Source organism: Nitrosopumilus sp. K4, from assembly GCF_018128925.1.
Classification (GTDB): Archaea; Thermoproteota; Nitrososphaeria; order Nitrososphaerales; family Nitrosopumilaceae; genus HKST03.
The window spans coordinates 1,383,619-1,409,196 of sequence record NZ_CP067007.1 but is presented as its reverse complement, the minus strand read 5'-3'; the positions used below and the strand labels follow the sequence as shown (position 1 = coordinate 1,409,196).

Genomic DNA, 25,578 nt, shown 5'->3' with positions numbered 1-25,578 from the left:
CACGGGGCCAAGTGTGAAATGCATTATATAGTATTTCAGAAAAATGCCCAATGTAGGCATGGCATTAATTCAAATTTCAAACCAATCAACTAAAAGTCTAGGAAAGAAGTCCACTATTAGATTCACACAAAGCATCTGTCCAGATTGTAACATGATTCTGGATGCTGAAGTCTTTGAGAGAGACAACAAAGTCTACATGTCAAAGATTTGTCCAACTCATGGAGAATGTGAGGAACTGTACTTTGGTTCTTATGAAATGTACAAGAAATTCAGTACATATTGGATGGATGGTAAAGGTGCACATGCCCCAAATGTAATGATTGACAAATGCTCATGTCCAAACAACTGTGGATTGTGCTCAAACCACTTGTCTCACAGTGGACTGGCAAACATGATTGTTACCAACAGATGTGATTTGACATGTTGGTATTGCTTTTTCTATGTAAAGAAAGGCCTTGAAGGCGCTTACATGTATGAACCAGATCATACGCAAGTCAGAGCAATGATGAAGACTCTGAAAGCTGAAAGACCAATTCCAGGAAATTCTATGCAAATTACTGGTGGTGAACCAATGCTCAGAGACGATATTGCTGATGTTATCAAAATTATGAAAGAAGAAGGTGTTGATCATATACAAATGAACACCAATGGTATCAGACATGCCATGGATCCTGAAGCAGCAAGAGAAGTTAGACTTGCTGGATGTAATAACTTGTATCTTTCATTTGATGGTGTAACTGCAAGAACAAACCCAAAAAATCATTGGGAAATTCCATATGCACTTGATAGTTGCAGAAAGACAGGAACAACAGTAGTGTTTGTTCCAACTGTAATCAAATCAATTAATGACCATGAACTAGGTGGAATTATTAGATATGCTCAAAAGAACATGGATGTAGTTCATGCTGTAAACTTCCAACCTGTTTCACTAACTGGTAGAATGGGTAAATCAGAACGTGAAAAATACAGAATCACAGTTCCAGATTGTATTCAAAGAATTGAAGAACAAACAAATGGTGAAGTGACCGTTGATGACTGGTTCCCAGTACCAAGTTGCATGCCGCTAACAAATGTAATTGAAGCATTCTCAAGCAAACCAAAGTATGAATTATCAATTCACTTTGCTTGTGGCGCAGGAACTTACATCTTTGAAGATGAGGAAACAAAGAAGTTTGTTCCATTAACAAAATTCTGTGACATTCAAGGAATGTTGGAATTGTTTGAAGATAAAGCAGAAGAAATTCGTTCTGGTAAAAACAAATACTTTACAATGCTTGAAGTTGTAAGAAAACTCAAAGGCTTTGTAGATACAAAGAAACAACCAGCAGGATTAGATTTGGCAAAGATGTTTGGCAATATATTGATGAAGAGATCCTTTGATGCTGTAGGTTCATGGCATGTAAAGGGATTATTCCTTGGCATGATGCACTTTCAGGACAAATACAATGAAGACTTGGAAAGACTACAAAGATGTGACATTCACTATTTGACACCAGACCTTAGAATCGTTCCATTCTGTGCATTTAATGTAATTCCTGAATGGTATAGAGACAGAATCCAAAAGAAATACTCTATCACCGTAGAAGAATGGGAGGAACGTGAAGGTGTTAAACTTGAAGATGGCCTCTATCGTGGTCTTATGAGACGTGGAGCAGGTGATGAACTTGCAGCTGGCTGTGCAAAAAGCCAGATGTTCCATGATGCAGCACAAGCTGTAATGTAAATCTGATTTTTTTAACAATATTTTATTCAAAAGAGTAATAACCACTCAAATTAGTGTGAATTTTGATGGTTTCACAAATTACTCTTGTAAAAATTGGAACATTTGATTTCAAACTAAACCATCTTTTGATAATTGGAATCTTGACATTATCTTTCTCAATTTCATTCTTAATCCGTGCTCAAAGTGCAGACTATGGATTTGAGTTAAATGAATTTGATCCTTTTTTTAATTTTAGAGCAACAGAATTTCTTCTAAATAATGGCATCTCAGAATATTTTGATTGGCATGATGACAAGAGTTGGTATCCAAATGGAAGAAATATCTCTGCAACATCACAAGTAATGCTTCACATAACAACTGCATTAACCTATCAAATATTTGGTGGGGGTTCAAACCTATATGATTTTACAATATTATTCCCTGTGATAATTGGTTCTCTTACAGCAGTTATTGTATTTGCACTAGTTAGGATTTTTGCAGGTACATCAGCAGGTCTGTTTGGGGCATTGCTTTATTCAATTTCATTACCAATAATAATAAGAGGATCTCTTGGATGGTTCAAATCTGAACCACTAGGAATTTTTTACGGGCTTTTAGGTCTATATCTTTTTTTGAGTGGAATAAAATCTGAAAATAAAAAAATTGCCTTCCTAAAAATAATTTCAAGTGGAATAGTACTCAGTTTTAGCTTAGCATCATGGGGAGGGATGCAATTTCTAATAATTCCTATAGGTATATTCATTTTAGCATTGCCTTTTGTAAGAAAAGATCATGAATTTCTTATTTGGTGCATTCCTCTATTTACTGGAACTTTTCTTCTCATTACTGGCATGTTTGAAAGACCCGGTCCAAATTTTGTTTTTGGTCTAGGGGGTTTTTCGTTAATAACTCCAACTATCTTTATGATTGCATGTATATTTCTTCAAAAAATTAGTAAAGAAAAAAATAAACTAAGAAATGGATTGTTCTTACTAGTATCTATTATCATAATTGGTTCTGTTGCAATAACAGTTAATGCTGAATCACACTTTCTACCTTTGCCTACATTTAGATATCTTAATGCCATAAACCCATTTTTAACAACTGTAAACCCACTAGTTGATTCAGTAGCTGAACATGCCAGCACAACAATCATGCAATCATTTTACTTTCATTCTACTCTTTTGATATTTTCAGGTATAGGGATTTGGATAATTTTAAGCAAATCAAAAACCGAACTACTTACTAATGACATGAAATCTTTTGTACTTATTTTGGGAATTACCGGAGTCTATGTCAGTTCTGCATTTGTAAGATTGGAAGTTTTTGCATCTATTTCATTAATAGTACTCTCTTCAATTGGGTTATCTATTTTGACTAAAGAATTTTTCAAAAATAACTCTCTTAGCAAAAAATCATCCCTCTCAAATAAACTACCAAAAATTTCATTTTTTGCATTTGTAATTATTCTATTTTTATTCCCATTGACTTATCCAGCTGGTGGAAATTGGGTAAATGTTAGTGATACTCCGGCAACAATACTAAATGGTGGCACAAGTTTTAAAGTTGCCACAAATGACTGGTTGGATACTCTTGAATGGATAAAACTAAACACTCCTAAAGATGCGGTAATTGCATCATGGTGGGATTATGGTTATTGGATAACTACGATGTCAGAACGAACCACCTTGGCAGATAATGCTACCATCGACACACAACAAATTCAGAAAATTGCAAAAATTTTACTTAGTAATCCCGAAGAGGCTTATCGCTTACTAAATGATATGGGCGCAACTCATATTGTCATTTTTATTTCTGGTGAAAAATTAAGTGTTGAGCATGAAGGAAAGAGCCTTTACATTTTGGGTGGTGGTGGAGATGAATCCAAAAAACAATGGTTTATGAGAATTGCAGAAGAACCTCTGACAAAATATTTACGCTCTGATGGGTTTAGTGGAACTGACTATTTTTGGAATGAAACTTTGTTAGGTAAATTAACGCCATTTACAACCCTTGCTTATCACAATTTTCAAAATCAACAACAATCTGAAACATTCAGACCTGGCTTTACTCCGATTTTTATAAAAGATATAAAATTTGATTATGACAATGATGGACCTTTTAAACTAGTTTATGCCTCATCAGGTTTTAATGAAGAAAGATTTGGACCTATGCTTGGAATATTTGTATATGAAATTAATCAAAACTATTCTGCTCTAAATCCTTAATTTGTAAACTATTGATTTTTTTTATTTACTTGATAATTCTCTTGTAAATCTCAATATATTTTGAAAGTGTTTTTTCTAATGCATAATTTCTTTCATACCATGATTTTGCATCATGTGAAATTTTTTGAAGCATATGTTTTGAATCAGCAAGTTCTTTTAGTTTTTTAAATATTTCATCACTTGTTTTTGCATTAATTACCGGTGGAGATTCTCCGTGTAATTCCCTGTGAATATCTTCATCGATATTGATTAGTATTGGAATTCCAAATTTGAATGCTTCAATAGCCATACGTGTAAATGAACCTGAATTAAATTGATCAACTAACAAATCTGATTTGCTCATATATTCTGACATTTTTTCACGAGATATTGGACCTGGAATAATCTCTACTTTTTCTGATATGTTTGGTAATCCAAGTAATTTCTTTGCTTTTTCAGAATCTGGACCCCAATCAACATAAAACAATTTGACATTGTCTCTTTCTTTACATAATCTTACAAATGCCTCTAGAAATTTTTCATTTCCTTTTGTTTCCCAAATCTCTGCTGTTGGAAGAAATATTGTAAACATTTTTGGTTCAGGAGAATTCTGTTCATTTCTTTTAAAATTTTGTGGTTCCCACACACGTGGTAAATAAACTGGATTTTTAATTCCTAGTCTTTCTACTAATGGCTTATGGATTGGCCAAACATAAACAAACTGATCTGCATGCTTATATGCTCTTTTCAATAAATACCCTGTAATTGATTTTTCAAATGCTTTGATTCTTAATTCATCACCTCCTGCTTGTGCAATATAAGGAACTCCAGAAATCATTGCATGAATAGGAGTAGCATTATAGGAATGGATGACATCATAATTTTTCATAAATTTTGTAATTTGAAAAATTTTTGTCCTGCTGTTAATTGGTGCAAAATGAACCCATTCAGGATAATCCTGAATTTCTTTGTCGTGGGAACGCGGATCATTTATTGATGCATTAGGTCCTGATATGATCTCTTTTGAAATTAATAGATCTGATTCAATTCCATTTTTTCGTAATTCTTTTGCCATAACATATCCAAAATTTGCATTTCCTGATTGAAGAATTCTCACAATTTATGCAATAATGGTTAGTTTAAAAATTGTTTATTCTAGATTTTTTAAAACTTTAATAATTTTATCTACTGCTTTTCCTCCACCAAAAAGACTAGGTTTTGTTTTAAATTTTAAACTCATCATTTTTTCTGCTTTTTTATACTGAAATGGTTTTGATAATGGCATGATGATGTTTGCTCTTTCTTCAATTGTCTCTTTCCATTCTGTGTTCTCTCTAATAGTTATACATGGAGTTCCCATCCAATAAGCTTCTTTTTGTAGCCCTCCAGAATCTGTGATTACCAAATCTGCATTGTTAACCAGTTTCATCATATTACTATGGTTTTGAGGTAAAATAATTTCTGCATTAATTTTCAGTTTATTTTTTAACAATTGTTTCTTGGTATTTGGATGGACAGGAAATATTATATGATATTTTTTTTGTAATTTATTTACTATTTCACAAATTTTTTTCAGGTTTTCTACATTGTTTATGTTTTCAGCTCTATGAATTGTTATAAGAATTTCATTTGTTTTTTTATTATTTTTTGTAATCTTAGTATTTTTTTTCCAGTTAAGAAATTGATCATACATTGTATCACCAACAAAATATGTTTGACCAAAAACTGATTCTAATTTTAAATTTTCCAAACAATTTCTTGTTGGTGCAAATAATATATCTGAACAATGATCTATAATTCGTCGGTTAATCTCTTCAGTCATGTAAAATTGATTGCTTCTGGCACCTGCCTCCAAATGTGCAATTTTTATTTTACATTTAGAAGCAGATAATGCACCTGCTACTGCTGAAGTTGTGTCACCTGGAATGACTATCAAATCTGGTTTATTTTTTTTAAATAATTTTTCCAACTTCGTGATTATTTTTGAAATTTGTTCAAGTTGTGTTCCTGCACCTATGTTAAGATTTTTTATATTGATTGCTTTAGAATTTTTTAAAAATATATTTGATAAATTATAGTCATAATGCTGACCTGTATGAATAATGTCTACTATGAATTTTTTTTTTGCTAATTCCTTAATAATTGGCCCTGATTTTATTATCTGTGGCCTAGTTCCTAAAACAAATGTGATCTTTTTAATTTTAGTCATAATCTCACTTTATTTGAAAAGGTAAAAACTAATCGATGTTTCCGAACTAATAATTTCTATCAGATCAAGAATAATTGAAACATCCATTTTATATAAAATACATAATCGATAAAATTGAATTGAGCAATGTTAGAGTAACCTATTCTGGTTTACTGTATTTTTTAATTGGACTTTCTAGTATTGTGACTGGGTTTGTATTTTCGTTAATTGTTACCAGAACCTTATCTGCTGATGAATTTGGTACTTGGTCTCTTATCAATACAATAATTGGTTATTTGGTTGTTTCAGGATCTTTCATAAATTACTGGACTATAAGAGAAATGTCTAGAGGAATTGATTCTGGTAGAACATCATTTGTTTCAAATTTGTTCTTAGGTTTTGGTCTAATTCCTGTTTATATTGCAATAGCGATTACATTTTTCGAAAATTCTGATGCAATACCAGAATCAATGATTTTTGGACTCGTTTTAGTGCCATTGTATATTGTTAGTAATGCCCTTACAACAATCAACACATCATTTCAACCACAAGTAGTTTCAAAAACATTGCTAGTTTTTGAAACAAGCAGAATTCCTACTGCATTAATCTTTGTTTATTTTTTAGAATTAGGGTTAGATGGTGCAATAATTGCAATGTTTCTATCTTTTTTGGTAAAAACAATTTATCAACTATTTCTTGTTCGTTCTAAAATAAAATCAAAATTTCAAATTTCATATTTTAAAAATTGGATCAAACTTTCTTGGTTAACTATGTATTCATCTGGACCTAATTTTTTACGAACTTTTGATATTGCAATATACACATTAATATCTTCATCTATAATTGGTATTGCATTTTATGTAGCTGCTGGAACGATTGGAAAATTAGTATCTCATTCTGAAAAAATCAGTTTAGGGTTGAATCCTAAACTACTTTCTGGAGGAAAATATTCCTATATTTATGAGAATCTTTCCTTGTTCCTCTTATTTGCACTGCCTATTGTTGGAATTTCTGTAGTTTTTTCTAAACCTGCATTATTTGCATTAAACCCTCTGTATCAAGAAGCTTGGGTTGTAGTTGTGTTTCTTGCAATTCAAACGTTTTTTTTATCTATTGTAAATCTCTTACAAAACTCATTAATTGGAATAGAAACGGTTGACATTCAACCAAACACTACCAAAAATTATCTAAAAAGTAATCTTTTCTGGATACCAACGTTTCGTTATGTAAAATTAATAGTTTATTTGATTGTGTTAGCAATAATGTTTTTTTATGCAAAAGAGAATCTTTCCCAAATAAACACATTAACATTTTGGGCAATTATTGGCGTTGTAATTGAAATTCCCTATAGTGTTTTTCTTTGGAAAAAATTAAAAAAAATTACTTTAATAACATTTCCATATAAATCTGGAATAAAATATTTGTCTACTACCATATTAATGATGATTGTTTTCTGGGTTACATCCGACAAGTTGATTGTTTATCATCAAAGCATTTTTGATTTTTTCCCAAATCTAGTTCTTCAATTATTGATTTGTTTGTCTGTTTATATTGGTTCGACTTATTTGATCGATGAAAAATTTAAAACTCTTACTAAATCCATCATTAAAGAATCCTTTAACAAATTTTAAAAAATTATTTTGTTAAATTATATAATCTAATATAATAATCTCCTCAATTATTCTTGTGAAAGTTCTCTATGCTGGAAATACAGCAAATTTTGGTTATGTAGTAACTCATTATTTGAGACTGAATGATGTAAATATGGAATTATTTATGAAAAAAAATCCTAGCATCCCATCAGATCCAATAAAAAAAGATCCCACGTTAAACAACATCTATCCTAATTGGATCACTTTTTATGATGACACAAAACCACTATGGAAGCTAAACATTTTAAAAAAAATATGTGATTATGATATAATTCAAACTAATACTGGATTAATCATATATTCCTACTTTTCAAGAAAACCATATGTTGCTCAACCTATAGGTTCAGAATTACGAATTACTGCTTTTTCAAATTCAGTAAAAGGTTTCTTAATGAGACAGGCATTACATAAGGCAAAAGTTGTTATCATCTCAACTCTAAATCAAGAATTACTTCTAAAAAAATTAAAAATTAAAAATTATCTTGTAATTCCATGCTATCCTGAATTTGCTTTTTTTCATCCGCCTGATGGACCTAAGACTGATTTTTTTAATAATTTCACAATTTTCCATCCAACAAATCTTAATTGGAAAACAAAAGGCAATGAAATTCTTATTAATGGTTTTGCAAAATTTATAAAAAATTATTCAAATTCTCTTTTAATTATTGTTGAACATGGAAAAGATATTGAAAAAACCCATAATTTAGTAACAAAATTGAATATTAAAAAAAATGTAAAATTTGTTAATGGTCCATTAGATTATAACTCATTGATAAATCATTATCATAACGCTGATGTCATAGCTGATCAGTTTGTTAGTGATGAAATTGGCTCGATTGGACGTGAAGCAATGTGTTCACAAAAACCATTACTAACAAGTTTTGATGACATATTATATCAAAAACAATTTAATTCATCCCCTCCAATTCTTAAAGCAAAATCACCTGATGATGTTTGTTCTAAATTAGAATTACTTGTTGATAAAAAAACAAGAGATAGATACGGTAAAGAAAGTCGTTTATGGATGGAAAAGAATAATTCTATTGATGTTTTCGCTAAGAAAAATAAAATTATTTACGAGTCAATTATTTCCAAAGAAAAATTTGAAATTTTAAGAAATAAAATTGAAAATTTTAAAAATTATTAAGAAAAGAATTTTAGAATTTTGAATTTAACCTTGACCGCTTCTATATGTTCTTTTTTCAGGTTCACATCTAAATTCTGAAACACTTTTTGGGGGAATTGTCCAATAACCTAAAACCTGACCGATTTTACTTTCTATGTCATATTTTTTTCCTAGATATTTAGGAAAGTCAAGCTGTTGTTTTATGAATGGTTTTGTATATTGATGATTAATTGCTCTTCTTATACCACTGCTAGAATTTGAACCTCCTCTATGAATTAACATACTGTCAAAAACTAATACTGAACCTTTACTACCACTAGCCTGAATTGCATTTTGTTCTAAAAATTCATTAGAAGGCCAATTTTCCATTTTATGTGTTCCTGGAACAACCCATGTAGCACCAGTTTCTGCATTAAATTCATCAATCATCCATAATGCGTTAATAGAAAGTGGTTTAGAACTAACAAAATCTTTTGCAAAATCCCTATGAAAATGACTTTGACCATGTTTTTTATCTGGAAATACAATTATGGCATTTTGAAGATGCAAAATTGCAGTTTCACCTACTGTGGCACAAATGATGGGATATACTTTAGGATGGATGATTAATTCCGAAAATATTTTATCTTTTAATAACAAACTTCTTAAAATTCCAATCTCATTGACTTTTTCTAGCCTCTCTTTTCCAAATTCTTCCTGCTCTTCTGCATTAATTACATCTAATCTGTCAGAAATTTTTTTACATTCTTCTTGTGATAAAACATTTTCAATAACTGTAAAACCTTCATCAGAAATTTTCTTCAAATGTAAATTAATTTCCGAGTTACTTGATGAATTATACATATTTTTAAAAATTTTTGCTTAATTATAAAGCAATCCACTAAGTTTTAATTTATTTTTTACTATAAATTGCATATCCAAAACCTGTTTTTCCAAATTCATTTCCATTATAAAGCATAATTTTTTTCTTTTCATTAATAAAAACATAGGGATATTCAATTGATTTTGAATCCCATCCTTTTTTTGATATTGATATCCCTGATTTCTGATCCATTCTTTTCCATTCTTTTCCATTACTTGATTCGGCATAACCAATTCTATATTCTTTGGTTGCATATGAATACCACATTTTGTAAATTCCATTTTCTTTAATTATACTTGCTCTACCTAGACCTTTTTCGGATTTTGAAATATTTATGATAATTTTTTTATTAATTTTCCAGTTTATCCCATCTTTTGATTCAGCATATTTTAGAAAATAAGGTGCTATTAGGCCCTTTTTTGATTTTTTCCAACCTTCTGTAGAAATATACCACATTTTCCAGATATTTTGATCAATAATTACAGATGGTGACCCTACAAAATATGGATCAAAAGTATTTTTTGAAAGAATTGGTCCTTCTGAAATCTTCTCAAATGTTTTGCCATTATTTTTACTTATTGCCAAGCCTATAGACCAATTAAATGGAACCGTTTTTGATGAAGACCATCCTGTATAATATAGAAATTTTTTCTTTTCATAATTGATAATACAGGAACCCATGACGCCATTCTCATCAAAAGCACCAACTTTACCAAAACTTAGAATTGGTTTTTTTGATACTCGTAAAATTTTCTTATTACTAAAATCAAAATCAATAAATCCTATTGATGCTCTATTTTTTGAATCCCTGGTACTAAAAAAAATTCTATGTATTTTTTTATTAATTTTATCAATAAATGGTAATGCTGTATGTGTCTGCATCCATTTGCTTTTTTTGTTTATCTTGAAAATTAATCCTTTTTTTTCCCACATATCTATTCTTTGTTTAAATAAATTTAAGATCTTCACTATTAATATCTAGAAGTTTGGTATAATTTGTGGAATAAACCTGATTTTCTTTTGTGTTTTTTAAAATTACTGCACCTGCTCCAATCACATTATTTTTTTCAATATGAATTCCATCTCTGATTGTTGAATTAACTCCAAGAAAACAAAATGGCTCAATCACCACCTTTCCTGAAATCACAACATGTGATGCAAGAAAACAATGATCTTTAATTATTGTATGATGTCCTATATGATTTCCACTCCATATAATTACATCATCTCCAATAGTTACAAATGGTTGAATAACATTGTTTTCTAAAATAAAACAATTTTCACCAATGTTGATATCATTCCAAATAATAGCTTTGGAATTGATATAGCTAATTAATTCATATCCTTTTTGTTTTGCATCATCAAAAATCTTCGCTCTAATTCTATTCAAATTTGTATATGGAACTGCAATAAACATACCATATTTTTCAGGAGGAAATTTCTCTTCTATTTCTTCAAATGGTATAATTGGAATATTGAATAATTTTTCGTCTTTGATTTTGTCTCTATGTGCAGTAAATGCAACAACATTAAACTCACTATCATTCATCAAATAAAAATATGCAACTTGACCAAAATCACCAGGACCAAAAATTATAATATTTTTTCTCAATTTTCCCTCTTAATCTGTACTTTGTTAAAGTTATAAACATAGAAATTTTTAAAATTCTTCTTCAAATAATCTTGTTCAATACCTTCTAACCTACTTAAATCTGAATATATGTAATAATTATAAAAAAAATCATTAGTTGCCCAACCCTTTTTGAAATTATACAAAGTATCTTGTTTTTTATGCGTTCCACCAAAATTGTAGTATTGTATTTTTTTCTCAAATGATTTCTTGATTGATTCCCATATTAGAAGACTTGTTCCTTGTAAGTTGCTTTTTTCTACATCATATGCAGGCATATAATACTCTGTAAATGATTTAAAATAAAAAACTAATAGAAAAGAGATTGGCTTGAAATTATATTTTGCAATTAATATATCATAATCTTCATGAATTTTGAAATTTTCTTTTACACATTCAAAAAACTCTTTAGGCTTTACTGCTCCTTTTTTTGATGACATGTTTTTTACGTGATAATTATAAAACTTCTCAATGATTTCTTTATTTGGTTTTGAATATTCAATTGTTATGGAATTTTTCTCTGCCTTCCTAATCGCACGTCTTACTCGTTGTTCAAAATTATCCCAAAGTTTTTTTTCAGAATATTTAGATAAATTAATACATTGTGCTAACCGTTCTACTTTATCAACAAATTTGAAATTTTTATCATAAACATCAGATTTTTCAAATGGATTAGATATAATTACTGTTGAAATAATGTCGTTTTCTTTATTATAATTATTTAAAAAATTTAAAATGTTTTTTTTAACTTCAATTGATTTTGAAATAATGCCTCCGTAACTTCCAAAAAATGGTAATGAATTTATGACTGTGCCTAGTTTTGATTCTTTACAAAAAATTGGCATTACTCCAATTATGTTCTCACCGTCTTTTGCAGTAATAAATTTTGCATTTATTTGTAAAATACTTTCTAGAAATTTTATGTGTTTGAATGATTGATAAAATGAACAAAAATTATTAGTTATAAAATTATCATACTCTTTAGGTTTTGAAACGAGCTCAATTTTCATTGTTTAAAATTTGTTATTAAATTACCTTTAATAGGATACTGATGTTGATTTATTTGCATAATACCTTTTAATCCTGAATAAAAATTCATAAAATATGGAGAATAAAATCTCAAAAAAAATTCTTGATTATTATCAACAGTTATTTGATGAATATGGGGTATCTCCACAGTCTTTGGGATGGGGTCCTAACAAAGGAAAACAGTCAATTCGTTTTAAAATCCTGTGTCAAATTGGTGAACTATCTAACACATCAATTCTTGATGTTGGTTGTGGTTTTGGAGATTTATTTGGATATCTTAGATATCAAAAAATCAAGGTAAACTACCATGGAATTGATATTAATAAAAATTTAGTAAATGTTGGAAAAATAATCTATCCTTCATCATCGTTAGAATGTCGAGATTTTGAGAAAAAAAAATTCAAAAAAAAATTCGATTGGGTACTTGCTTCTGGAATAACCTCTCATGGAAGTACATATCCTCATCTGACTAGTATTATGAAAGAAATGTTTAGAATTTGTAAAAAAGGATTTTCAATAAATTTTGTAAGTGATAATGTTGATTATCGAACTAAAGATCTTTTTTATAGCTCATCTGAAAAAATTATTTCTATTACTAAATCTATCTCAAACAGGTTTATTCTAAGACATGATTATATGCCATTTGAGTTTACACTATATGTTTATAAAAATAACAAACGAACAAAAAATCATATTTTTACTGAAGTTATTAATAATTCTAAAAGTGAATTAGACGATTGCAAATGGCTTCCTTACAATAGAAATTAATTGTAAATTATTTTTGCTTTTGAATATTCCACTCTATTACTCTATTTAGACCTTCATCGATTGATACTTTTGGTTTGTATCCTAGGATCTTTCTAGCCTTTGAAATATCTGATAAATGTCGCATTACATCACCAGGCCGTGATCTTGTATACTTAAATTTACAACTAATTTCTTTTCCTGTTATCTCGTTGTATTTTTTTGTCATTAATTGAGCAATTTTATTTATTGATGTTTCTTTTCCTTGTCCTACATTGAATGTTTCTCCAATTGCCTTTTTACTTTGATCGGCTAACATTATTCCCTCGCATGTATCATCAACATATGTAAAATCTCTAGTTTGTTTTCCATTACCTGTTATCGTACAAACCTTATTCATATTAAGACGTTCTAAAAATTTAGGAAACACTGCTCCATAAACGTCATTTCTCATAAATTCTCCATAACAATTAAACGGTCTTATAATTACCATTTTTAAGCCATCTGTTTTTTCAAATCCTCTTACATACAATTCTGAAGCTGCTTTTGATGACGCATAAATTGTTGATGGAAGTAATGGATGTTTTTCTTTCATAGGAAGTGAAACTGCTGAACCATAAGCTTCACTAGATGAAACATGTATTAGCTTTTTTTTGGAATCTACACACATTTTTGCAACTAGATAGGTTCCATAATCATTTACTTTAACAACTTCTTCTGGATCATAAAAAGACATTACAAGAGGTTTTACAGCTAAATTAAAAACCACATCAACTTTGTTGAAAACTGTTTTAATTTTTTTCCTATCTAATATGTTTCCTTTCACAAACTTGATATTTTTTGAAAGATTTTTTCTTCCACTACCATTTGAAAGATCATCATAAGCAATAACATCGTAATTATTCTCAATTAATTTATTACATAAATGAGATCCAATAAAACCTGCCCCTCCTGTAACTAATGCTTTTCGTTTTCCCATGTCATACCCTCTCTTGAAAATTATAATACTGTTTACATAAAATGATATCCAAATCCATTAATCATCTATGTGTTTAATTATGGCACAAATTATTTTTTGATCCTCTGTTGTTAATTCTTCATGAAGTGGTAATGAAATAGAATTTCTGTACAAAAATTCAGAATTTTCCAAAATTCCATTTTTAGGAATTTTTTTGAATGCTGGAAGACAGTGTAAAGCATATGTTCCTATCTGTGATTCAATGTTTCTTTGAGCTAATTCTTTTATTATTTTGTCTCGTAATCTTTTTTTTAAAACAATGCATACATATGATTGATACGTATGACGAGATTTTCTAGTTTGGCTTTGAGGCTCAATAAAATCATTTTTAGATAGTAACTCGTTATAGATTTTTGCTTTTTCTATTCTCTTTTTAATAATTTTCTCAATTTTTTTCATTTGCGATAAACCTATTGCACTTTGGATATCAGACAGTTTGTAGTTAGTTCCATAATCTACAAACTTTGTACCTTTCTTACCAAATGCCTTAAATGATCTTAATCTTTCTTGCAATGTTTTGTCATTAGTCGTAATCATTCCTCCTTCACCCGTTGTAATTATTTTTCTAGGATGAAAGCTAAAACATGTTGCATTTGCTAGTGAACCGACAAATTTGTTATTAACTTTTGTTCCTAGATTTGTGGCACCATCTTCTATAATTTTCATTCCTTGTTTTTTTAATTTATAAAAATCAATATCTAGTGGATTGCCAAAGAGTGAAACTGGAACTATAGTTTTAGTTGATCTTGTTAATGACTCTTCTACAATCTCTCTTGTTGTATTCATACTATGTCTATCTACATCTATTAGTATTGGTTTTCCTCCTGCCTGAATGATGGCAAGTATTGTAGCTGGAAAAGTAAAGTCAGACACTAAAACATTTTTTCCTTTTACATTTATGGATTCAAATATAGAATGTAATGCCGTAGTTGCAGATGTTGTAGCAATTGCATACTTAGTTCCTACGTACTGTGAAACTGATTTTTCAAATTCATGGGTAATCTTTCCTTCTGTCAGAAATTTTGATTTTATCGCTCTCTTGATTAATTGAATTTCTTCTGAACCTACTACTGGTCTCATCAAATAGATTCTTTTTTGCATGTCTTTTCTTTATTTTATTTGTTGAATGGTAGATAATAAGACTATTACTAGCAAAGTAATTATTCCTTATTTATTATATTACATTACATATGAAAAATCACAAAAATGTTGTAGCTGGATTGGGAGAAATAGGAAAACCAATTCTAACCCTCTTACAAAAATCACAAGTTGTTATTGGATACGATATCAATCCTAAGCTAATGAATAAACAAAAGTTTGAAAAATACAGTGCTCTTCCTACATCATTTCTTCATGTATGTATACCATTTTCTAAGAATTTTAAATCAAACGTGATTTCATTATATCATAAATTCTTGCCAAAAACTATTGTGATTCATAGTACCGTTAGTCCAAAAACTACTAGCTTGATTCAAACAAAATTGCCAATTCCAGTAATCTATAGTGCTACTAGAGGAGTTCATAAGCGAATGATTCATGATCTCAAAAAGTATACGAAATATTATGCAATAGAAAAATCTGCCCCAAACCAAAAAAATGCATCAATTGAATATGCAAAACTTTTGAAAAAATGTAATGTCAAATCAAAGAAAATGTCTAATCCCATAACTCTTGAACTTGCAAAAATAGTGGTTGATACTACATACTATGGATGGCTAATTAATTATGCCCAGCTTAGCAATATGATCGCTAAAAAACATGGTGTGGATTATGATGAAATGTGGGAATTTTCAGATGAAATTCACAAATTTTTAGGTAATAGACCAAAAATGTTCCCTGGTTTTATTGGTGGACATTGTGTCATTCCAAATCTTTCATTAATTGACGAGGAATCTTTCTGGCAAATTGATAAAATTAACAATCTATATACAAAAAAGGTAAAAAACGCAAAATCAATTGCTAAAAAATATGTTAAAGGAAAACGATCATACGATTCCAAGTAATTTGTTTTACTGTCTTTCAGTTTGTACCTAAATATGCTAACTTTTTATGATTCAAAAATATCAAAATGTTGTGTCTGAAGATGAAAAAGGAAAAAGATTCTTAGAATTAATTGATGAACAAAACAATCTACAATGGAAAATAATTTCAAAATTAATAGCACTTGTAAATACCAAATGGAATTCTTCAGATCTTAAAAATGAACTAGAATTACTAATTTCAGAACATGCTGAAATTACAAAAGAACTAAACAGTTTAGATGATAAAAATAGCCTTCTATAATGCGGAATCTACCATTAGTGCAATAAACAATACTGCAAGATAGGGGCTAGAAAATTTGAATAATGTCCATGATGCCTTTTCTTTAGGTTTTGCAATTACCCATGCTGATAGTGCTATCATCAATATTCCTGATGCAATAGCAGTCCAAAGATACACAGGACCAACCATTGGATCACCATTTTCTGTTGTCAAAAAGAATGGTGCAATTGAAAACAACACCATGACAAATGTTGAAATTGCGATAGTTCTTGCAGATGTCTTCTCAGATTGTACTGCAGTTAACATTGGTACATTGACTTTGTTATAATCCTCTTTGAAATGCAGTGTAAGAGCCCAAATATGCATTGGAATCCAAATGAAGACTAATCCTGCCATTGCCAAACCCATTGTCCACAAGTCTGACATTGTGACTGCAACCCAACCAATCATTGGAGGTGAGCCGCCGCATAAACCACCTAAAATAATATTTGTCCTTGAATTTCGTTTTAATGCATACGAATAAACTAGAACGTTATTTAGTAATCCGAATGCAATGAATCCTGTTGCCCACAATCCTTGTTCTAGCGTAGTTGTAAATGAAATTGCAAATGCTAGCACAAGTGATATTCCTGCTAATGCTAAACCAAAGTTTCTTGCTTTTTCAGCAGGATAGATTCTTTTTGATGGAAGGGGCCTTCCTTTGGTCCTCTCCATGATTGCATCTATATCTCTATCGTGATAATTTGTAAGAGTATTTGCTGCTGCAGAGCCAGCAGCTACTGAAAACAACACCAATGCCCATGTTGCAGTTGAAACTTCTACTTCGTAAATATTGGCTGCAGTTAATGTAGCACCAAACGCAGTAAAAACTAGTAAATACCAAATCTTTGGTTTTGTTAATTCATAATATACAGCAATTCGTGATTCAGATTTTTGTTTCTGCACTGCTAGTCACTATCCTCTGATGGCATATATGGCATTGCTTTTGTCCTAGTTTTCATCTCTATGAATGACTCTGATGATTGGATTCCTTCTATTCTGCCAATCCTTTCAGAAACCATTTTGTGCATCTGATCTAAGGTTCTGGCATACATTGTTACCAAAATATCAAATCTGCCTGTAACTTCTGCAATCTCTCTTACTCCTTCAATTTTGAATAACTCATCAATAATGTGATCTCTCTTTTTTGTATCCATATTGATTCCAGTTAATGCTTTGACATTATATCCAAGCTCTGCATCATTTACTACAATAGTGAATCTCTCAATCAGTTTTCTTTTGATTAATCTCTTAATTCTTGAATAAACTACTGATGAATTTACGTTGATTTTTTTTGAGAGACGTGGAACTGAAATTGATGCATCATTTGATAATTCTGATAAAATTTGTAAATCCAAATCATCAACTTTGGCCGTTTAAAACACCTCTGACGATCTAGATTTCTGGTTCTTATAAAGTTATTATTGAAAAAATTGCAAGAAATTCCTAGATTTTTCCTTTTTTGTAAAGCATTTCTGCTAACAAAACTGCACCTTTTGCAGATCCCATCTTTTTGTTATGAGAAAATAACATGTACTTTAGACCCTTATCAAACAGCTCTTCTCTTTCAACCCTTCCAATTGTTGTAGTCATGCCCTCGCCAACATCTCTTTCAATTCTTGGTTGAGGTCTTGTTGGATCTTCATGAAATGCATAGTAATCTTTTGGTGCTGAAGGTAATCCTAATACTGAAATATCTTTGTTGTATTGATTGTATGTCTCTTTTGCCATTGATGGATCGATGTCCTTTTCTGTTTCAACAAACACTGACTCTGTATGACCATCAATTACTGGTACACGTGTACAAGTACAACTAACCCTAATATCGGCATCTTCAATTTTACCTTCTTTTAATTTGCCCAAAATCTTCCTAGTTTCAGTTCTAACTTTACCTTCTTCTTTTGGAATGTATGGTATGATGTTATCTGTAATTCCCATTGCTGAAACTCCTGATTTCCCACCTCCAGAAATTGCTTGCATTGAAGTCATCATTACTTTTTTTGCACCATATTTTTCAAGTAAAGGCTTCAATGTAATTGCCAATCCTGTAGTTGTACAATTGGGAAGTGGTGCTACCCACCCCTTCCAATTTCTGTTCTTCTTTTGAGTCTCTAACAGTTCTGCTTGTTCATCATTTACCCCTGGAATTAGAATTGGAACATCATCTTCATATCTATAAGCAGAACTAGTTGAAATAACTGGAACCTCAGCTGCCATCTTTGTTTCAATGTCTCTTGCTGCAACTGATTCCACTGCTGAAAACACTAAATCTAATTGAGAAGTATCTAACTCATCTATTCTTCTTACTGTCATATCTTTGATATATTCAGGAATCTCTCCGCCTACATCCCATGCAACAATACCGCTTTCATTTCTAATTGCATCAATGTACTTTTTGCCTGCAGAGCGCTCTGATGCTGCGATCTGGGTTACCTCAAACCATGGATGATCTTGCAAAGACTGTACAAACTCTTGGCCAACTGCTCCTGTAACGCCAATAATTGCTACTTTCTTCTTATCCATGAGAGAAAATAGAATTTTTCAATTAATAATCGTTATTGGTATTACCAAAAGATACTATATCCTCCAAGCCTACTTGGAACTGTGAAATTAAAGGCAAAATCTGCAATCGAAGCCCATGACCCAGTTACACATGGAGGACTATATTCAAAGAAAATTACTAGTTTAGGAGTTTTGGATTTTAGCTCAAATGTGACGCCTGCAGGAATGCCCATAAAAGTAAAAAAATCCATCAAAAAAAATCTGGAAAAAATTGAAAATTATCCAGACATACATTCATCACAGCTCTTAAAATCACTCCAAAAATTTACAAATCTCTCTGAAGATTATCTGGTAGTTGGAAATGGGGCTATTGAAATAATATACAATTTTTGTAATGCATTTCTTTCAAAAGATACGCCTGTTTTGATTCCAATTCCAATTTTTTCTGAATATGAAGCAACATGTAAAATGAATAATTGTAAAATTACGTTTTTTAGAACAATGGACTTGCAAAAAAATCTTGAATCCTTTATTTCCAAAATTCCAAAAAATGGATGTGTTTTCATCTGTAATCCTAACAATCCTACTGGAAAACTATTGCCAAAAAAAAATCTAATACAAATTATTGATAAAGCAAAAAAGCAAAATTCCATAGTTTTTGTTGATGAGTGCTTTATTGAATTAGTACCATCATCAAATGAATCAGTTATTTCAAGTGTAAAAAAATTTGATAATGTTTTAGTTTTAAGATCTTTTACAAAATCATTTGGACTAGCTGGAATTAGAATTGGTTATGCTGCATCATCAAAATATATAATTTCTGTTTTAAAGAAAATAAAAATTCCTTGGAGTATAAATTATGTTGCTGAACAAGCAGCAATCTCAGCAACTCAAAACTCTTCACATTTAACAAAATCAAAATCAATTATAAAAAAAGAATATGATTTTTTAAAAAATAAAATTGCAAAGATTGATGGTTTTGAGCTAGTTGACTCATCTACAAATTTTATATTAATTAGAACAGAATATGACTCAACAAAACTACAAAAGAAATTACTTGAAAAAAAAATACTTGTAAGAGACTGCAAAACTTTTCGTGGATTAGATAATCATTTTATTCGAATTGCAATAAAATCCCACAAAGATAATCTTAGATTACTCAAAGCATTGGAGAGAATAAAATGAAATCATTGATGATACAAGGCACATCTTCAGGAGCCGGAAAAACAACTTTGGTTGCTGCCCTGTGTAGAGTATTTTCTAACAAGGGCTTTTCTGTTGCACCATTCAAGTCACAAAATATGTCTAATTTTTCATATGTTGGGAAAAATTTTGAAATATCTCGTGCTCAAGCAATTCAGGCACTTGCTGCACGATGTGAAATTACGCCTGATCTAAACCCTATCCTGCTTAAACCTCTGGGTAATTACTATAGCACTATTTTTCTTCGTGGTAAAAAATTCAAAAGAATGCACGCAACTGAATATTACTCAAAATTTGTAAGAACTAAAGGATTGAATTTGGCAACAGAGTCTCTTTACAACCTTCAAAAAAATCATGATTTAGTAATTCTTGAAGGTGCAGGTTCGCCTGCAGAAATTAATCTTGAAAAATTTGATATTGCAAATATGAAGATGGCTGAAAAAGCAAAATCTCCTGTATTGTTAGTGACTGATATTGATAGAGGAGGTTCATTTGCAAGTATTGTGGGAACATTATCTTTATTGGATAAAAAATATCAAAAATTGATCAAAGGATTTGTTATAAACAAATTCAGAGGTGATGTAAATATTTTAAAACCAGGATTTAAAAAAATTCAAACAAAAACAAAGAGACCTATATTGGGTGCTATCCCAATGGCTGATTTTGACTTACCAGAAGAAGATTCTCTAAATGTTAACCCAAAGAAATTTCATTGGACTAAAAAAAATCTTGAAAAAATAGACGCAGAAATTGAAAATCTTAGCAAACTAGTTGTCAGAAACCTGAACATAAAACAAATTGAGAGGATGATAAAATGATATTCGAATCAATACTTGTTATCTTTTTTGCAATCATTATTGATCTAATTGCAGGTGATCCAAAAAATAAATTTCACCCTACGGCTTGGATTGGATCATTAATTGCTAAACTAACCCCACTTTCAAAAAACAAGTCTGATATTTTAGAAAAAATTGGCGGAATTTTCTTAATTTTAACTGCTACGTTAATTGTTATCTCTATGATGCTTTTAGTAGAGTTTGGAGTAGAATCTATCCCGAATGGTTTTCTTTCAGTAGTAATTTCTATAATTGTTGGTGCATTTTTGTTAAAGACAACAATTGCAATTAAAGGAATGGAAAAGCATGCTTTGAATGTTGTGAGATGTTTAGAACGAGATGATCTTCCTGCAGCACAAGACAACCTATCTATGATTGTAAAAAGAAATACCAAAAATTTAGACAAAAATCATGTAATTTCAGGCGTAATTGAGAGCATCAGTGAAAATACTGTAGATGGAATTACTGCTCCTTTGTTTTATTTTGGATTATTCGGACTCCTCGGTGCATTTTCATACAGGGTAATCAACACAGCAGATTCTATGATTGGTTACAGAACAAATATTTTCAAAAATATTGGGTGGTTTGGAGCCAATTGTGATAAATTTTTGAATTATATTCCATCAAGATTAACTGCTCTTACAATGATCCTTAGTGCAATGATCTTGAAAAACAATTGGAAAAAATCATACCAAATTATGATTAGAGACGGTAAAAAGACAGAGAGTCCTAATGCAGGTTATCCTATGGCTGCTATTGCAGGTGCACTTGAAAAGAAATTTGAAAAAATTGATCATTACTCTCTTGGTGATGGTGATTTTTCATTTTCAAATGATCACATAAAATCTGCAATTACATTAATGAAAGTAACTTCAATAATATTTTCACTAACTATTGTCATTCCAATGATTATATTCTTGTCTTATTTGGGGTGGTGGATTCATGCTTAAAGAAATTGGCTCTATTTTTTCATTTTTGACAATTATTCCTACTGGAAAGGCGACTCTTGAAACAATTGCAAAATACATGTACATTTTTCCAATTGTTGGGATTGCAATTGGATTAATTGTTGGTTCAATAGCATTTGGTTTGTCGATATTTTTAGATCCTTTAGTTGTCAGCCTTCTTGTTGTTGCATCGTTTGCAATTGTTACAGGAATTCATCACACTGATGGATTGGCAGATTTTGCTGATGGTCTTATGGTCAAAGGAACTAAAGAGAAAAAACTTGCTGCAATGAAAGATCTTTCAACAGGCTCTGCTGGAATTTCTGCAATAGTGCTGTATGTTGTTGGATTGATAATTGCTCTCTCCTTGTCTGTTGGTTACGAGTTGTTCTTGGCAATATTGTTAAGTGAAATTTTAGCCAAGTTTTCAATGGTTCTGATGGCCAGTATTGGTAAATCTGCTTCTTTAGGCTCAAATTCACCATTTGTTGAGTTGATGAAGAGTCCGAAAAAACTATCAATTGCTGCATTCATCACAATTATTCCTCTTGTAGTCTTAGGTGGGGTTTCTGGGATTGTCATGTTTGGTGCCAGCATAGTCATGACTCTGTTTTTGGTCTCTCTTTCAAATCGCAGTTTTGGTGGAATCACAGGTGATGTCTTGGGTGCAACAAATGAACTAACACGATTAGCGTCTATTCTTATTTTTGTTTCAATATGATTGGAATTGTTATGGCTGGTGGCAAAGGAAGTAGAATGTCTGTTCCTAAAGAAAAATTATTGCTACATTACAAAAAACCAATTATTTTACATGTTATTGATGCACTAAAAGAATCAAACTGCTTTTCAAAAATAATTGCTGTTACGAGTTCAAATTCTCCTGATACAAAAAAACTACTTGAAAAACATCATATTGAATTGCATAACTCGTCTGGAAAAGGATACGTTGAAGATCTTAACGATTCATTAATTTCTATAAATGACTCTGTTTTTGTAACCTCTGGTGACTTACCGCTTTTAGACGGAAAAATTATTCAACAAATTGTTAAACAATACAATCCAAAAAATATCTGGACTAGTATACTTTTAACAAAAGAATTTTTAAAGTCTTTAAAAATTTCTAACAACTATGAAATCGATTTTAATAATCAGATCTGTTGTTATTCAGGTATTTCTATGATTAATGCTAAAAAAATCAATGACAGAAAAAACGTAACTGAAAATTTTCTAATTTTAGATGATAAAAGAATTGGATTTAATCTAAACACTAAAGAAGATTATGATCTACTCGGCACTACCTGAGATTTTTCCATTTATTTTTGCTTTAGAGCCTGTAGGTTCAGCAATATTATTTCCACAGGAATTGCATGCTACTGGCTGCGAAGCATGAGAATAAACAATTTGTAGTTCACCACATTCATTACAATTAACTTTCTGGAATTTACTTGTGGGTTTTGGAATTTCAATATGATCTTTTTTCATGCTGCCACCAACTCAAATTTCTTAATTCTGATGCCTGGCTTGTTGTATTTCTTTTTACATACCGTACAGGTCATGATCGGAGTAACCTTCTTTGTTACTTTTGCTGGCTTTGCTAGTTTTGGGAATTTTTGTCCCCCATACCCTTGTTTTCGTTCAGCATGTCTGCGTTCTCCTCTTGCAGAACCTCGTCTTTTACCAGCCTTGTAGATTGAGACCTTTTGATCAGTATGTGTTTTGCATTTTGCACAATACTTTCTGATGGTCTTGGGTATGTTCATATCAAAAAAACCACTTCAACGGTAATTTAAGCATTGAATCTATAATAGGCTCAAAATACAACTATGGTGCGTGACTTCAAGCCTATCTGATTCGATTTCTTCATTAAATTCCGTTGCAATGGGAGACAAAAAAGCCGATCTTGTATTGAAAAACTGTTCATTGCTTTCAGTTTACACAAGAGAGATAATTCCAAAAATACAGATCTCAATTATTAAAGATAGGATTGCATACGTTGGTCCTGACGCAAGTCATACAATAGGACCAAAAACTGCAATAATTGATGTAAAGGAAAAATTTGTCAGTCCTGGATTTGCAGATCCTCATGTCCATATTGATCAGTTTGTTTTACCATCCGAACTTGCAAAAAAATCTCTTCTGTGTGGTGTAACTTCACTTTTTTCAGATCCAATTGATATAGTGAGTGTATCTGGAAACAAAGGATTCCAAGAATTTTTGAAACTAGGTGAAGACTTGCCAATTAGGATTTTTCAAGTAGTGCCTGGTGGTTTGCCTGTAGATGGTAAATTTAGCAACAGTAAAACAATGACATTATCTGAGCAAAAAAATTCTGTAAAACATCCTCATGTACTTGGCATGGGCGAAGTTTTTTCATGGACAAAAGTTACACTTCGTGATCCAAAAACTATGAAATCATTATCATCCATGCTAGAATCCGACTGTATCATAAATGGTCATACTGCTGGAGCAAGTGAAAAAAAATTAAATGCATATGTGTCATCAGGGATTCTTTCTTGTCATGAACCAATCAACTTTGATCAAGTGCTAGAACGACTACGATTAGGCATGTCTGTAATGATTAGGGAAGGCTCAATTCGACGTGATTTAAAAGACATAATTCAACGTGTCATTTCGCATGGAACTTACACTAACCAACTAATGTTTTGTTCTGATGGTTTAGATCCTATTGACATCACAAAATATGGTCATATTGATCATTGTGTACGAGAATCTATCAAAAATGGTCTAAAACCAATTGATGCAATTACTATGGCATCAAAAAATTGTTTTGATTATTATAACATGAATAAAGATCTAGGGGGAATTGCTCCTGGAAAACTAGCCGATATTCTAATTTTTGATAATTTGAAAACAATAAAACCGTCCAAAGTCTTTGTAGGAGGAAAACTGGTTGTGTCTAACGGCAAAATTGTAACTAGTATCAAGAGGAAATTTATTTCTTCTTGGATTAGAAATACAGTCAAACTAAAGAAATTCTCGCCTACTGACTTTGAAGTTAAGACAAAAAAAGATCATGTAGATGTCAATACAATACATATGCAAACCGAAATAATCACAAAATTAGGTGAGGCCAAACTAAAATCTGAAAATAGTAATGTTTTAGCATCTAGTGAAAATGATGTCTGGAAAGTAGCTGCGTTTGATAGAATCTATGGGACAAAAAAACATTCCATAGGATTTCTTGAAAATTTTGGTGCTGACATTGGCGCATTTGCATCCACATGGAGCTTTCATGAGAATGATTTGATAGTAATTGGTTCAAATGAGACAGATATGTCAATTGCATCAAATTTACTAGTAAAAAATCAAGGTGGACTTGCAGTGGTAAAATCTGGAAAAGTTTTAGCCTCTTTACCTTTGCAATTGGCAGGAATCATTTCTACAGATTCATTTGAAAAAGTTTCTTCAAACTTTAAAAAAATTAATGACACAATTGTAACCTCAGGATGTAAATTTTCTCGTCCTCATCTGATACCGTTATTCTTGCCTTTTTTGGCACTTCCTTCAGTTAGAATTCTTTCAGGTGGAATTGTTGATGTCAAAAATAGGACCTATATCAATCCGATCAAGTAAGTAATGTTAAAAAGGGGCATTCAGGGGATTGAATCTG

The 25,578-nt window shown here is 30.8% G+C and carries 26 protein-coding genes; 13 read left to right on the top strand and 13 right to left on the bottom strand.

Annotated elements, in window-relative coordinates; translation table 11 throughout:
* Window positions 1-58: 58 nt before the first annotated feature.
* Window positions 59-1,723, top strand: a complete 1,665-nt coding sequence (gene tes, locus NsoK4_RS08560; RefSeq protein ID WP_211689028.1) for a tetraether lipid synthase Tes — start codon at window positions 59-61, stop codon at window positions 1,721-1,723.
* Between the two features lie 65 nt (window positions 1,724-1,788).
* On the top strand, window positions 1,789-3,930 hold the full coding sequence (locus NsoK4_RS08555; RefSeq protein WP_211687123.1) for an STT3 domain-containing protein: 2,142 nt from the start codon (window positions 1,789-1,791) through the stop codon (window positions 3,928-3,930).
* Window positions 3,931-3,955: 25 nt separating this feature from the next.
* On the opposite strand, the gene NsoK4_RS08550 is transcribed toward NsoK4_RS08555, so the two are convergent.
* Window positions 3,956-5,026 carry a glycosyltransferase gene (locus NsoK4_RS08550; RefSeq protein WP_211687122.1) on the bottom strand — a complete coding sequence of 357 codons (1,071 nt, stop codon included), beginning with the start codon at window positions 5,024-5,026 and terminating at the stop codon, window positions 3,956-3,958.
* Between the two features lie 33 nt (window positions 5,027-5,059).
* Window positions 5,060-6,118, bottom strand: a complete 1,059-nt coding sequence (wecB, locus tag NsoK4_RS08545; protein ID WP_211687120.1) for a non-hydrolyzing UDP-N-acetylglucosamine 2-epimerase — start codon at window positions 6,116-6,118, stop codon at window positions 5,060-5,062.
* A gap of 119 nt (window positions 6,119-6,237) precedes the next feature.
* Between wecB and NsoK4_RS08540 the strand changes: the two genes are divergently transcribed.
* Together NsoK4_RS08540 and NsoK4_RS08535 are read left to right on the top strand one after the other, a co-directional pair.
* A complete protein-coding gene (locus NsoK4_RS08540; protein WP_211687118.1) occupies window positions 6,238-7,728 on the top strand; it encodes a hypothetical protein in 1,491 nt (496 codons plus the stop codon).
* Window positions 7,729-7,783: 55 nt separating this feature from the next.
* Window positions 7,784-8,896 carry a glycosyltransferase gene (locus NsoK4_RS08535; protein ID WP_211687117.1) on the top strand — a complete coding sequence of 371 codons (1,113 nt, stop codon included), beginning with the start codon at window positions 7,784-7,786 and terminating at the stop codon, window positions 8,894-8,896.
* A 24-nt stretch (window positions 8,897-8,920) separates the two neighbouring features.
* On the opposite strand, the gene NsoK4_RS08530 is transcribed toward NsoK4_RS08535, so the two are convergent.
* From NsoK4_RS08530 to NsoK4_RS08515, 4 genes are all read right to left on the bottom strand, one after another.
* A complete protein-coding gene (locus tag NsoK4_RS08530; protein ID WP_211687115.1) occupies window positions 8,921-9,679 on the bottom strand; it encodes a phytanoyl-CoA dioxygenase family protein in 759 nt (252 codons plus the stop codon).
* A gap of 88 nt (window positions 9,680-9,767) precedes the next feature.
* The gene (locus NsoK4_RS08525) at window positions 9,768-10,670 is read right to left on the bottom strand and encodes a hypothetical protein (RefSeq protein WP_211687113.1); all 903 of its coding nucleotides are present in this window, start codon (window positions 10,668-10,670) and stop codon (window positions 9,768-9,770) included.
* Between the two features lie 13 nt (window positions 10,671-10,683).
* Window positions 10,684-11,349 carry an acetyltransferase gene (locus tag NsoK4_RS08520; protein WP_211687112.1) on the bottom strand — a complete coding sequence of 222 codons (666 nt, stop codon included), beginning with the start codon at window positions 11,347-11,349 and terminating at the stop codon, window positions 10,684-10,686.
* A complete protein-coding gene (locus NsoK4_RS08515; protein ID WP_211687110.1) occupies window positions 11,346-12,377 on the bottom strand; it encodes a peptidoglycan bridge formation glycyltransferase FemA/FemB family protein in 1,032 nt (343 codons plus the stop codon). The genes NsoK4_RS08520 and NsoK4_RS08515 overlap by 4 nt, the downstream gene beginning before the upstream one ends.
* A gap of 94 nt (window positions 12,378-12,471) precedes the next feature.
* Between NsoK4_RS08515 and NsoK4_RS08510 the strand changes: the two genes are divergently transcribed.
* Window positions 12,472-13,164: a class I SAM-dependent methyltransferase gene (locus tag NsoK4_RS08510; RefSeq protein WP_211687108.1), complete on the top strand. Its 693-nt coding sequence runs from the start codon at window positions 12,472-12,474 to the stop codon at window positions 13,162-13,164.
* 7 nt (window positions 13,165-13,171) lie between these two features.
* Here the strand turns inward: NsoK4_RS08510 and NsoK4_RS08505 are convergent, their stop codons facing one another.
* Window positions 13,172-14,119 carry an SDR family NAD(P)-dependent oxidoreductase gene (locus NsoK4_RS08505; protein ID WP_211687107.1) on the bottom strand — a complete coding sequence of 316 codons (948 nt, stop codon included), beginning with the start codon at window positions 14,117-14,119 and terminating at the stop codon, window positions 13,172-13,174.
* Between the two features lie 57 nt (window positions 14,120-14,176).
* Window positions 14,177-15,259, bottom strand: coding sequence for a DegT/DnrJ/EryC1/StrS aminotransferase family protein (locus tag NsoK4_RS08500; RefSeq protein ID WP_211687105.1), 1,083 nt, complete (start codon window positions 15,257-15,259; stop codon window positions 14,177-14,179).
* Window positions 15,260-15,348: 89 nt separating this feature from the next.
* Here NsoK4_RS08500 and NsoK4_RS08495 point away from each other — a divergent pair, with 89 nt between their 5' ends.
* On the top strand, window positions 15,349-16,161 hold the full coding sequence (locus NsoK4_RS08495; protein WP_211687103.1) for a GDP-mannose dehydrogenase: 813 nt from the start codon (window positions 15,349-15,351) through the stop codon (window positions 16,159-16,161).
* Window positions 16,162-16,231: 70 nt separating this feature from the next.
* The gene (locus NsoK4_RS08490; RefSeq protein ID WP_211687102.1) at window positions 16,232-16,441 is read left to right on the top strand and encodes a hypothetical protein; all 210 of its coding nucleotides are present in this window, start codon (window positions 16,232-16,234) and stop codon (window positions 16,439-16,441) included.
* Here NsoK4_RS08490 and NsoK4_RS08485 read toward each other — a convergent pair.
* From NsoK4_RS08485 to asd, 3 genes are all read right to left on the bottom strand, one after another.
* Window positions 16,436-17,365, bottom strand: coding sequence for a heme o synthase (locus NsoK4_RS08485; protein WP_211687100.1), 930 nt, complete (start codon window positions 17,363-17,365; stop codon window positions 16,436-16,438). The genes NsoK4_RS08490 and NsoK4_RS08485 overlap by 6 nt on opposite strands.
* A gap of 2 nt (window positions 17,366-17,367) precedes the next feature.
* The gene (locus NsoK4_RS08480) at window positions 17,368-17,817 is read right to left on the bottom strand and encodes an Lrp/AsnC family transcriptional regulator (RefSeq protein ID WP_211687098.1); all 450 of its coding nucleotides are present in this window, start codon (window positions 17,815-17,817) and stop codon (window positions 17,368-17,370) included.
* Window positions 17,818-17,905: 88 nt separating this feature from the next.
* Window positions 17,906-18,982, bottom strand: coding sequence for an aspartate-semialdehyde dehydrogenase (asd, locus tag NsoK4_RS08475; RefSeq protein WP_211687096.1), 1,077 nt, complete (start codon window positions 18,980-18,982; stop codon window positions 17,906-17,908).
* A gap of 81 nt (window positions 18,983-19,063) precedes the next feature.
* Between asd and NsoK4_RS08470 the strand changes: the two genes are divergently transcribed.
* The 5 genes from NsoK4_RS08470 to NsoK4_RS08450 are packed head-to-tail and all read left to right on the top strand — an operon-like array spanning window position 19,064 to window position 23,249.
* A complete protein-coding gene (locus NsoK4_RS08470; RefSeq protein ID WP_211687094.1) occupies window positions 19,064-20,146 on the top strand; it encodes a histidinol-phosphate transaminase in 1,083 nt (360 codons plus the stop codon).
* A complete protein-coding gene (locus NsoK4_RS08465; protein WP_211687092.1) occupies window positions 20,143-20,982 on the top strand; it encodes a cobyric acid synthase in 840 nt (279 codons plus the stop codon). The genes NsoK4_RS08470 and NsoK4_RS08465 overlap by 4 nt, the downstream gene beginning before the upstream one ends.
* On the top strand, window positions 20,979-21,950 hold the full coding sequence (locus tag NsoK4_RS08460; RefSeq protein ID WP_211687089.1) for a cobalamin biosynthesis protein: 972 nt from the start codon (window positions 20,979-20,981) through the stop codon (window positions 21,948-21,950). Before NsoK4_RS08465 ends, NsoK4_RS08460 begins: the two co-directional genes overlap by 4 nt.
* Window positions 21,943-22,668: an adenosylcobinamide-GDP ribazoletransferase gene (cobS, locus tag NsoK4_RS08455; protein WP_211687087.1), complete on the top strand. Its 726-nt coding sequence runs from the start codon at window positions 21,943-21,945 to the stop codon at window positions 22,666-22,668. The genes NsoK4_RS08460 and cobS overlap by 8 nt, the downstream gene beginning before the upstream one ends.
* A gap of 11 nt (window positions 22,669-22,679) precedes the next feature.
* Window positions 22,680-23,249 (top strand): NTP transferase domain-containing protein, encoded by a 570-nt coding sequence (locus tag NsoK4_RS08450; RefSeq protein ID WP_249111049.1) that lies wholly within the window; start codon window positions 22,680-22,682, stop codon window positions 23,247-23,249.
* On the opposite strand, the gene NsoK4_RS08445 is transcribed toward NsoK4_RS08450, so the two are convergent.
* Both NsoK4_RS08445 and NsoK4_RS08440 read right to left on the bottom strand, forming a co-directional pair.
* Window positions 23,232-23,429 (bottom strand): 30S ribosomal protein S27e, encoded by a 198-nt coding sequence (locus NsoK4_RS08445; RefSeq protein WP_211687082.1) that lies wholly within the window; start codon window positions 23,427-23,429, stop codon window positions 23,232-23,234. The genes NsoK4_RS08450 and NsoK4_RS08445 overlap by 18 nt on opposite strands.
* Complete coding sequence (locus NsoK4_RS08440; RefSeq protein WP_211687080.1) at window positions 23,426-23,707, bottom strand: 50S ribosomal protein L44e; 282 nt, start codon at window positions 23,705-23,707, stop codon at window positions 23,426-23,428. The genes NsoK4_RS08445 and NsoK4_RS08440 overlap by 4 nt, the downstream gene beginning before the upstream one ends.
* A gap of 118 nt (window positions 23,708-23,825) precedes the next feature.
* Between NsoK4_RS08440 and NsoK4_RS08435 the strand changes: the two genes are divergently transcribed.
* Complete coding sequence (locus tag NsoK4_RS08435) at window positions 23,826-25,541, top strand: adenine deaminase (protein WP_211689025.1); 1,716 nt, start codon at window positions 23,826-23,828, stop codon at window positions 25,539-25,541.
* Window positions 25,542-25,578: the final 37 nt, after the last annotated feature.